The 10,330-nt window shown below is 66.3% G+C and carries 6 protein-coding genes; 3 read left to right on the top strand and 3 right to left on the bottom strand.

The annotated features are described in order from the left end of the window. The coding region (locus AC5Y6Y_RS25480) for an IniB N-terminal domain-containing protein (protein ID WP_499930795.1) at positions 1-794 on the bottom strand (794 nt) is incomplete at its 3' end. Positions 795-1,066: 272 nt separating this feature from the next. Further along, on the bottom strand, positions 1,067-1,618 hold the full coding sequence (locus AC5Y6Y_RS25475; RefSeq protein WP_473140378.1) for an Rv0340 family IniB-related protein: 552 nt from the start codon (positions 1,616-1,618) through the stop codon (positions 1,067-1,069). Positions 1,619-1,828: 210 nt separating this feature from the next. On the opposite strand from AC5Y6Y_RS25475, the gene iniR reads away from it, so the two are divergent. The 3 genes from iniR to AC5Y6Y_RS25460 all read left to right on the top strand — a co-directional run bounded on the left by iniR (position 1,829) and on the right by AC5Y6Y_RS25460 (position 8,828). Next, positions 1,829-4,255 (top strand): isoniazid response ATPase/transcriptional regulator IniR, encoded by a 2,427-nt coding sequence (gene iniR, locus AC5Y6Y_RS25470; RefSeq protein ID WP_473140380.1) that lies wholly within the window; start codon positions 1,829-1,831, stop codon positions 4,253-4,255. A gap of 184 nt (positions 4,256-4,439) precedes the next feature. Then, positions 4,440-7,508 carry a (Fe-S)-binding protein gene (locus AC5Y6Y_RS25465; RefSeq protein WP_499919522.1) on the top strand — a complete coding sequence of 1,023 codons (3,069 nt, stop codon included), beginning with the start codon at positions 4,440-4,442 and terminating at the stop codon, positions 7,506-7,508. Positions 7,509-7,538: 30 nt separating this feature from the next. Continuing rightward, positions 7,539-8,828, top strand: a complete 1,290-nt coding sequence (locus AC5Y6Y_RS25460; protein ID WP_463825487.1) for a pyridoxal phosphate-dependent aminotransferase — start codon at positions 7,539-7,541, stop codon at positions 8,826-8,828. An 11-nt stretch (positions 8,829-8,839) separates the two neighbouring features. Here the strand turns inward: AC5Y6Y_RS25460 and AC5Y6Y_RS25455 are convergent, their stop codons facing one another. Beyond that, on the bottom strand, positions 8,840-10,282 hold the full coding sequence (locus tag AC5Y6Y_RS25455) for an aldehyde dehydrogenase family protein (protein WP_463825486.1): 1,443 nt from the start codon (positions 10,280-10,282) through the stop codon (positions 8,840-8,842). Positions 10,283-10,330: the final 48 nt, after the last annotated feature.

The following is a 10,330-nucleotide window of genomic DNA, read 5'->3' as shown; positions in this document are numbered from 1 at the left end:
CCAACACCTAAGCCGCCACCGATGCCACCACCGAGACCGATACCTGCCTGGCCGCCGACTCCGGCACCGGCACCGAGGCCCAGACCAGCGCCACCACCGATACCGCCGACGACGCCGGCCTGGGCGTTGATCCCGGCCTGCACCTCGAAGCCGACCCCGACCCCCGCCTGACCGCCCACCCCGACACCGGTCCCGAGCCCCAGGCCGGCACCTGCTTGGGCGCCGATTCCGGCTTGCACGCCGAACCCGACACCCAGACCAGCCTGCGCGGCCCCGCCGACTCCGGCGACCAGACCGCCCGTCGGCTCGACGAACGCCAGCCCCGGAGCACCCACCGGCGCGCCGACGACGTTCGGGGCAACGACATTCGGGCCGACGAGCCCGGCACCAATGCCTGCTCCGATATCCGTTGCGACCGCATCGGCCAATCCGACTCCCGCGTTGCCGACCGCCGCTGCCGCATCGGTGGCAACGAAGGCGGCATTGTCGACGACGGCCCCGGCATCGCTAAGCAGCGGCGCGGCCGCGTTGAAGACCGGGCCGGACTCCTGTGCAACGAAGCTCGACGGCGCGAAACCATGTTGGTCGGCGATCGCCTGTTGCAACCCGCTGACCGGGTCGTCTGAGGAAAGGTTCAGGCCCGGAACCGCGCCGGCGGCTGCGGAGGACAGCTGCGCCGGTGACACGTCGATCAGTCCGGCGTTGGTCATCGCTTGTCCGGGGGCGGCGACAAAGGACCGCGCCGCCTCTTCGCTGCGGAACAGGCTCAGGATGTAGTCGACAAGCGAGGTCATTTGTCCGTTTCCCTTCAATAGAAACTCTGTGAAGTCATTCGCCGAAGTGACCGGCGCTCTGTCATCAACCGTATGGAATTCGAGCCTTAATCAAATCGGGGTCAGATCCCCCCGCAGGGGGAATACCCACCGGGATACTCGGGGGCATCGTGTTAGGGGATTAGGGGATTTCGAAGGATCCCTAGCCACAACCCTTAATGACAGCATTTACGCAGGTCAAACACTGGGAAGACGCCATCGCTGACGGTGTGAACGCCGGAAACAGCGCAGACTCAGCCGTGCAGACCGAAGTCGTGGTGGTCGGGCTGGCCGCCGTGCGGTTGCGCATCCGGGTGGATGATCGCGTGATCCCAGATGCCTGGATCGCTCACCGGGAATCCGCCGTGGTCAAGAGCAATGTGCGCCGCCTCACCACCGCTGAACAGCACTGAGGGCTCAGGCTGGCCGAATGCCGCGGGCTGTGGGCTCGCGGACGGTTCACCCGGCAGGTGCGGAGTCGGCTCGCTGATGACACCGCTCACCGGCGCGTGCTCATGAACGAGCCCAGCAGGGGTGTGCGGTGTGAAGGCATCGAACGCCGCGGTCGCCGCACCACTGGCCCAGACATTGCCGTGGTCGGCAACCTGGGCTCCCGATCCGGCGGCCGACGGGCTGGCCATCGACAGGGAATCCGACACCATCGGAATCAGATTGTTGACGTCGTGACTGGTCACACCGGTAAGTTGGGCGTTCGCGATGGCCTGGGCGGGGTCGGCTGCGTAGCGCGCGGCGGCGTCGGGATCACGAACCAGCGAGATGACGAAATCGAGCAACGAGTTTGCCACCACGCACCTCCTTGCCGCACTTACCCACGCCAATCCGCGCTAGCACGATGTTATCGGTCGACCCGCCCCCGGTGTTCGGTACCAAACCCGCCCCCCTTCAAGCATCATTAGGGGGTACGACATTAGGGGAACTGCGGGGTTACGGGGCTAGGACGGGCTACGGTGTGGAAGCCGCCGGTAGCCACCCGGACTCAAAAGGGGGTAAGGGAAATTACCGCATCCCCCACCGACATCCCGCGGGCGGCGCGCGTCGTCCTCGACGAGCTCACCAACCCCGCCTCGGCCCCGGTGCTGGCCGTGATCTGCGGCGGCATCGGCACCGGCAAGAGCACCCTGTTGGCCACCGTCCGCGACGCGCTGCGCCGCGCCGGCGTGACGACGCTGACCCGCCCGCCCCGCAGCGATGAACAGCGTGATGTTGCGCTGCTCATCGACGACGCCCACCTGCTCACCGACGAAGAATTGCTCATGCTCGCCGAATGTGCAGCCGACGGGCGCTGCACCGTCGTCATAGCCACGCAGGCTCAGGAACAGCGGCCGGCATTGCGCTCGCTGACGACAACGATCGAACGGGATCGCCCGCGCATCTCGCTGGGTCCGCTGCCGGTCGACGAGCCCCTGCTGAATTGCACGGCCGGTCTGCCCTTCCTGCTGCATGCGGTGACCGACAGCGCGGAGCCGGCGCACTCGGCACGGCTGGCACTCATCGAGCGGTTGCGCCGCGTTGATGCGCCCACCTTGGACACCCTGCTGATCCTGTCCCTGAGCCAACAGTTGGGCCCGGCCGATGTCGCTGCGGCACTGAGCATTTCGATTACCGACGCCCGGATACTGGTCGACCGGGCGTGGTCCGGCGGGTTGGTCCAACCGGCACACCCACCGGCATTTCACCAGTTGGTGCACGACGTCGTCGGGGGGATCGTCGGCAACGCGCAACACCGCGAGGTCGAATCGGGGCTGCTGCGTTCACAACTCGAGATCTCGACGGTGACGCCGGACCTCGCGCTGCGCCTGGCCGAACACGGACTGTCCGACGACCGGCTGGGCGCCATTCTTGCCCGGCACGCCGGCAATTCCCGCGCCGACGCTGTGCAGACCGCACGGTTGTACCGGGCCGCAGCCCGTGCCGGTGCCACCGGGCTGAGCTCGCGTCTGGCCGATGCGCTGGCCCGCGCCGGGGACTGTGCTGCCGCCGCTGCGCTGGCCGACGAGTTGCTGAGCTCGTCCGATTCCGCCGAGCGTGCAGCAGCGGTACGGATCGCTGCCAGCGTCGCCACCTACAACGGGAACTCGGGTCAGGCAGCGGAGTTGTTCGCGTGGCTCGGACCGTACCCGGACGCGGTGGTGGGCGCTGCCGCCGCAGTCGCGTTCATCGGAACGGGCGAACTCGCGGCCGCCCACGACGCCTTGCGGCTCAAAGACTCCGGTCCCCCGACCATGGCGGCACGCGCTTCGCGCAGTCTGGCCGACGGGCTGCTGTCGTCCATCGATCAGCCCTATTCGAGCGCCATGGCAAAGCTGAGCCAGGCGATCGCCGTCGAACAGGCCCTCGGCGAGGCATTCCCTGACAGTCCGGCGGCACTGGTGACGTTGGCCGCGTTACACGGCGGCGACCCGGTCCGCGCCCACAGCGTGATCGGGCGTGCGGTGCGCACCGCTGGCGATGCCCAGTTCCGGCGTCGGCACCTGCTGTTGTCCGGCTGGATCAAGATGCAGGAGGGACAACTGGCCGCGGCGGGTGCGGACGTCGCGGCCGCGACCACCGGCGGCGAACTGCACCGGCGTGACGCGTTGTGGGCTCACGCACTGCAGACGGCGATCGCACGTCGCAGCGGCGACACCGGTGCGCTGCAGAAGCACTGGTACACGGCCATGGAAGTGCTGGCCGAGTACTCCATCGACCTGTTCGTCCTGCTTCCACTGGGCGAGTTGTGGGTGGCTGCGGCGCGGATGCGCCACGTCGACCAACTGCAACACAGCCTGGATCAAGCCTTCGCGTTGCTCGGCTCGTTGGGAAACCCTGCGCTGTGGTCGAATTCGCTGCACTGGGCCGGTGTGCACGCCGCGATCCTGGCCAACTCACCCGGCGCGGTTGCGCCGCACGGACAGGCGCTGAGCACCGCGGCCCCCCACAGCTCCCTGGCGCAGGCACTGTCCGCGGCCGGTAGGACCTGGCTGCGGGTGCTCGCTGATCAGGTCGATCCCGACGAGGTCACCGCGGCAGCTCGGGCCCTGTCGCACGTGGGGTTGACTTCCGACGCGACTCGGCTGACCGGTCAGGCCGCGCTGCAGACTCCCGATGCGCGGGTTTCCGGGGCGATGCTGCAATTGGCCCGAGACCTGAAGACGAACACGGGTTTTGGCGAGACCGTTGCCGCCGACACAGATCTTCCGGACGCCTCCGACAGCACGGTGGCGCCACGTCAACCACCGTCGGGTTCGCCCTTGTCCGAACGCGAACGTGAGGTTGCCGAGTTGCTGTTGCTGGGCCTGCCCTACCGCGACATCGGAGGCCAGCTGTTCATCTCGGCGAAGACGGTCGAGCATCATGTCGCCCGGATCCGCCGTCGGCTCGGCGCCGGATCACGCTCGGAGATGCTCTCGATGCTGCGGGCCATGCTGGTGCCGGACAGATAACAGTGTGGGAGAGGCCACGGTGTCTGCCTGATCACACCGCGCCTGTACTGGGCTGGTGATCTGCGCAAACTTAGGTTTGCCTTTCTCGCGGCGGGTGCCACAAAGGTGTCACTATGAGCTGGTTAAGCAGCAAAGCGCATTACCGCGCACCGACATGCGTGACGACGAATTGAGGTGACCCTCGGTGACCCTGCAAACCATCCGGTTGGTATTGGGCATGGGCATGACCGCGGTCGTGATCTTCTTGGCGCTGAAGCGCGTCTGGTGGCTGTACAAACTCGTCATGTCCGGCCAGCCGGCGAGTGGGCGCACCAACGACATCGGCGCCCGGATCTGGGCGCAGGTCGCCGAGGTGTTCGGACAGCGCAAGCTGCTCAAGTGGTCGGTGCCCGGGGTGGCCCACTTCTTCACCATGTGGGGCTTCTTCATCCTGCTGACGGTGTACATCGAGGCCTACGGGGTGCTCTTCGACCCCACGTTCTACATCCCGATCATCGGGCGTTGGGACGCGCTGGGCGCTTTGCAGGACTTCTTCGCGCTGGCCGTGCTGTCGGGCATCGTCACCTTCGCCATCATCCGATTGCGCAGCGAGCCCAAGGAATACGGCCGCGACTCGCGCTTCTACGGATCCCACACCGGTGGCGCATGGCTGATCCTGTTCATGATCTTCAACGTCATCTGGACCTACGCCCTGTTCCGCGGCGCTTCGGTGAATGTCCTGGGCAACGATTTTCCGTACGGCCACGGCGCGTTCTTCTCCCACGCGATGGGCTCAGCACTGAGTTCGTTCAGCCCGCACACCAACGAGATCATCGAGACCGTCGCACTGCTGCTGCACATCGGCGTGATGCTGTCGTTCCTGGTGATCGTGCTCAACTCCAAGCACCTGCACATCTTCCTGGCCCCGATCAACGTCACGTTCAAGCGACTGCCCGACGGGCTGGGTCCGTTGCTTCCTGTCGAGTTTGACGGCAAGCCAATCGACTTCGAAAACCCGCCCGACGACGCCGAATTCGGCCGCGGCAAGATCGAGGACTTCACCTGGAAGGGCATGCTCGACTTCGCCACCTGTACCGAGTGTGGACGTTGTCAGTCGCAGTGCCCGGCCTGGAACACCGCCAAGCCGTTGTCGCCCAAGCTCGTCATCATGGACCTCCGCGATCACTGGATGGCCAAGGCGCCCTACATCCTTGGCGAAAAGCCGAGTCCGATCGAAAGTACGCCGGAAGGCGGAATCGGCGAGGAGCTGCGCGGCGACAAGCACGCCGAGGAGCATCACGTTCCCGAGTCGGGCTTTGGTCGCATCATGGGTTCGGGTCCCGAGCAAGCCACCCGTCCGTTGGTCGGCACCGCTGAGCAGGGCGGCGTCATCGACCCGGATGTGTTGTGGTCCTGCGTCACCTGCGGCGCGTGCGTCGAGCAGTGTCCGGTGGACATCGAGCACATCGACCACATCGTCGACATGCGCCGCTACCAGGTGATGATGGAGTCGGAATTCCCGTCCGAGTTGTCGGTGCTGTTCAAGAACCTGGAGAACAAGGGCAATCCGTGGGGCCAGAACGCTTCTGACCGCACCTCCTGGATCGACGAGGTCGACTTCGACGTCCCGGTTTACGGCGAGGATGTCGAAAGTTTCGCCGGCTACGAGTACCTGTTCTGGGTGGGCTGCGCGGGCGCGTACGACGATAAGGCGAAGAAGACCACCAAGGCTGTCGCCGAACTGCTGTCCATCGCCGGCGTGAAGTTCATGGTGCTGGGCACCGGGGAGACCTGCAATGGCGACTCTGCCCGCCGGTCGGGCAACGAGTTCCTGTTCCAGCAGCTGGCCCAACAGGCCATCGAGACCCTTGACGGCGTGTTCGAGGGCGTGGAGACCGTCGACCGCAAGATCGTCGTCACCTGCCCGCACTGCTTCAACACCCTGGGCAAGGAGTACCGGCAGCTGGGCAGCAATTATTCGGTGCTGCACCACACGCAGCTGCTCAACCGGCTGGTGCGGGACGACAAGCTGGTTCCGGTGAACGCCGTCTCGCAGGACATCACCTACCACGACCCCTGCTACCTGGGCCGGCACAACAAGGTTTACGAGGCGCCGCGCGAGCTGATCGGAGCCGCGGGAGCCAACCTCACCGAGATGCCTCGGCACGCCGAGCGCAGCTTCTGCTGCGGTGCCGGCGGCGCGCGCATGTGGATGGAAGAGCACATCGGCAAGCGCATCAACCACGAACGCGTCGACGAGGCACTGGCCACCCCCGCCTCGACCATCGCCGTCGCGTGCCCGTTCTGCCGGGTGATGGTCACCGACGGTGTCAACGACCGGCAGGAAGAGGCCGGCCGCAGCGGCGTCGAGGTGCTCGATGTTGCCCAAGTGCTGCTCGGGTCACTGGATCGCGACGCGGTGAAGCTGCCCGAGAAGGGCACGGCCGCCAAACTGGCCGAAGAGCAGGCTGCGAAGGCCGAGCCCGAGGCTGCCGCTCCGACCGCGCCCGCTGAGGCCAATGAAGCCGAAGAGCCGGCCGAGGCGCCCGCGCAGAAGCCGGCGGCAGCCGCGCCGGTCAAAGGCCTTGGCATGGCCGGCGCCGCCAAGAAGCCCGGCGCCAAGAAAACCGCCCCGGCCGCCGAGGAGAAGCCGGCGGCAGCCGCTCCCGTCAAAGGCCTCGGCATGGCCGGCGCCGCCAAGAAGCCCGGCGCCAAGAAAACCGCCCCGGCCGCCGAGGAGAAGCCGGCGGCAGCCGCTCCCGTCAAAGGCCTGGGCATGGCGGGCGGGGCCAAGCGGCCCGGGGCCAAGAAAGCCGCCGCACCGAAGGCGGACGCAGCTCCGGCCGCGGAAGCTCCGGCAACCACCGACAAGCCTGCGACGCCGGTGAAGGGCCTGGGCATGGCCTCCGGCGCCAAGCGACCCGGCGCCAAGAAGACCGCGTCCCCCGCGCCTGCCAGCAAGCCGGCAGAGGCCGAGCCGATCAAGGCCGAGGAGACCTCTGCCGCTGAAGAGCCCGCCGAGTCGCCCGAACCCGAGGTGCCCGTCAAGGGCCTGGGTATCGCGGCCGGAGCGAAGCGGCCGGGCGCGAAGAAGACCGCAGCCGCCAAACCCGCCGCCCCGGCGAAGGCCGAACCGGAGCCCGAAGCCGCCGCTCCGAAGGCCGAAGCAAAGCCGGAGCCGTCCAACGGCGAGGCGGCAGCTCCCGCGACACCGGCCGCACCGGTCAAGGGCCTGGGTCTGGCGAAGGGTGCCCGTCCGCCGGGTAAGCGCTGATCACGGTTTGACACCCGACAGCAAATATCAGTGGACAGCGATGGGACCATGGTGGACGTGACTACGCACCAGGTGCCCGCGCATACCCACGGCCATCACCGGCAGCGGGCGTTCGCGCAGTCGTCCAAACTTCAGGACGTCCTGTACGAGATCCGCGGCCCGGTGCACGCCCACGCCGCCCGGCTGGAAGCCGAAGGGCACCGCATCCTCAAGCTCAACATCGGCAATCCGGCACCGTTTGGCTTCGAGGCGCCGGACGTGATCATGCGCGACATGATCCAGGCTTTGCCCTACGCCCAGGGGTATTCCGACTCCAAGGGCATCCTGCCGGCCCGTCGCGCAGTGGTCACCCGCTACGAACTCGTGCCGGGGTTCCCGAAGTTCGATGTCGACGACGTGTACCTGGGCAATGGCGTCTCGGAGTTGATTACGATGACGCTGCAGGCCCTGCTGGACAACGGCGACGAGGTGTTGATCCCCGCACCGGACTACCCGTTGTGGACGGCGTCGACATCACTGGCCGGCGGCACCCCCGTGCATTACCTGTGTGACGAGACCGCGGATTGGCAGCCCGATATCGGCGACATCGAATCGAAGATCACCGACCGCACCAAGGCGCTGGTCGTGATCAATCCGAACAACCCGACCGGGGCGGTGTACAGCAGCGAAATCCTCGCGCAGATGGTCGCTTTGGCGCGCAAGCATCAATTGCTGCTACTCGCTGACGAGATCTACGACAAGATCCTCTACGACGACGCCAAGCACATCAGCGTCGCAACGCTGGCCCCGGACATGCTGTGTCTGACGTTCAACGGTTTGTCGAAGGCCTACCGGGTGGCGGGATATCGGGCCGGCTGGCTGGCGATCACCGGGCCCAAGGATCACGCCAGCAGTTTCATCGAAGGCATCAGTCTGCTGGCCAATATGCGCCTGTGCCCCAATGTGCCTGCGCAGCATGCGATTCAGGTGGCACTCGGTGGCCATCAGAGCATTGAGGACCTGGTGCTACCCGGCGGCAGACTGCTCGAGCAACGCGACGTGGCGTGGCAGAAGCTCAACGAGATTCCCGGGGTGTCCTGCACCAAGCCCGAGGGTGCGCTGTATGCGTTTCCGCGGCTCGACCCCGAGATCTACGACATCGACGACGACGAACAGCTCGTCCTCGATCTGCTGCTGCAGGAGAAGATCCTGGTCACTCAGGGCACCGGATTCAATTGGCCCGCACCGGATCACCTGCGCATCGTGACCTTGCCATGGTCGCGCGATCTGGCGGCCGCCATCGAGCGCCTGGGTAATTTCCTGGTCAGCTACCGGCAATAGGCGGCAACTGATCAGAGGCCGATGTAGACGGCCTTGGTGTTGAAGTAGGCCTCGATTCCCTTTCGGCCGCGTTCGCCGCCCCAGCCCGACTGCTTGTGACCGCTGATGGGCATCGACGGGTCGGCGGCCAGCGAGGAGTTCACCCAGATCTGGCCGGCGCGTAGCTCATTCACCATGCGGTGAGCGCGGGACAGGTTCTCGGTCCAGATGGATCCGGCAAGACCGTAGTGCGTGTCGTTCGCGGCGGCGATCACCTCGTCCTCCTCGTCGAACGGGATCACACATCCGACCGGGCCGAAGATCTCCTCGCGGATGAGCCGCATGTCCGGGGTGGTGTTGGTGACGATCGTCGCCTCGTAGAAGTACCCCTTGCGGTCCATCGGCTTCCCGCCGGTGACCACCTGCGCGCCGGCGGCAACGCCGTCGTTGACGATGCCTTCCACCCGTTTGCGCTGCTTGTCGCTGATCAACGGTCCGAGCACCGAATCCGGGTCCTCGCTGCCGCCCATCGGCAGCATCTGGGCGAAGGCAACCAAACGATCCACCACCTCGTCGTAGATGCCGCGCTGCACGTACATGCGCGAGGTGCAGGAACAGTTCTGGCCGGACCCGGCGAGCAACCCCATCCCGGCCCCCAGGATCGCCTTGTCGAGGTTGGCGTCGTCAAACATGATCAGCGGCGACTTGCCACCCAACTCGAGCGTCAGGCGCTTGAGGTTGCCGGCGGCCGCCTTCACGATCAACCGTCCGACCTCCGTCGACCCGGTGAACGAGATCTTGTCGACGTCCGGGTGCGCTGTCAGCGCCGCACCGGTGGTCTCGCCGTAGCCGGTGATGACGTTCAGAACGCCGTCGGGCAACCCCGCTTCGCGGAAGATCTCTTCCAGCTTCAGCGCGGTGAGCGGTGTCTCCTCGGCGGGTTTGAGTACCGCGCTGCATCCCGCCGCGAGCGCAGGCGCAACCTTCAGCATCGCGACGAAAAACGGTCCGTTCCAAGGGATTATCAGGCCGACCACGCCGACCGGCTCGAGCTGGGTGAAGGTGTGGTAGGTCTCCCAGGTGCCCAGCAGGCCGTCGGAGACGAGGTTTGCCGACTCGCCGTGGATCTTGCCGACCCAGCCGGCGTAGTACTTCAGCATGTCGACGGACACCGGGATGATGTGACGCGCAGCCGTCAGGTTCATGCCGTTGTCTTGACCCTCGAGCGCGGCGAGTTCTTCGGTGCGCTCCTCGATGATGCGTGCGGCGCGGAACAGAACATTCGCGCGGTGCGATGCCGGCGCCTTGCGCCAGACCCCCGACTCGAACGTCTCCCGCGCCCGGGCTACCGCCTTGTCGACGGTCGCCTGGTCGGAGTCGACGACCTCAGCGATCTGTTCTTCGGTGGATGGGTTGAAGACCGGGATGACCCCCGAGTTGCGGACCACAGGATCAAGGTCGACGGCACTACTCATGTTCATCCTCTCGTCACCGGAATCGCTCACCAGCGAAACAACCCACCG

The organism is Mycobacterium sp. NGS24 (genome assembly GCF_059813065.1).
This window is presented reverse-complemented; position numbering and strand designations above follow the sequence as displayed.

Coding starts and splice junctions, on each gene's coding strand:
- AC5Y6Y_RS25455 (WP_463825486.1), bottom strand. CDS start 10,282: ATGAGTAGTGCCGTCGACCTTGATCCTGTGGTCCGCAACTCGGGGGTC.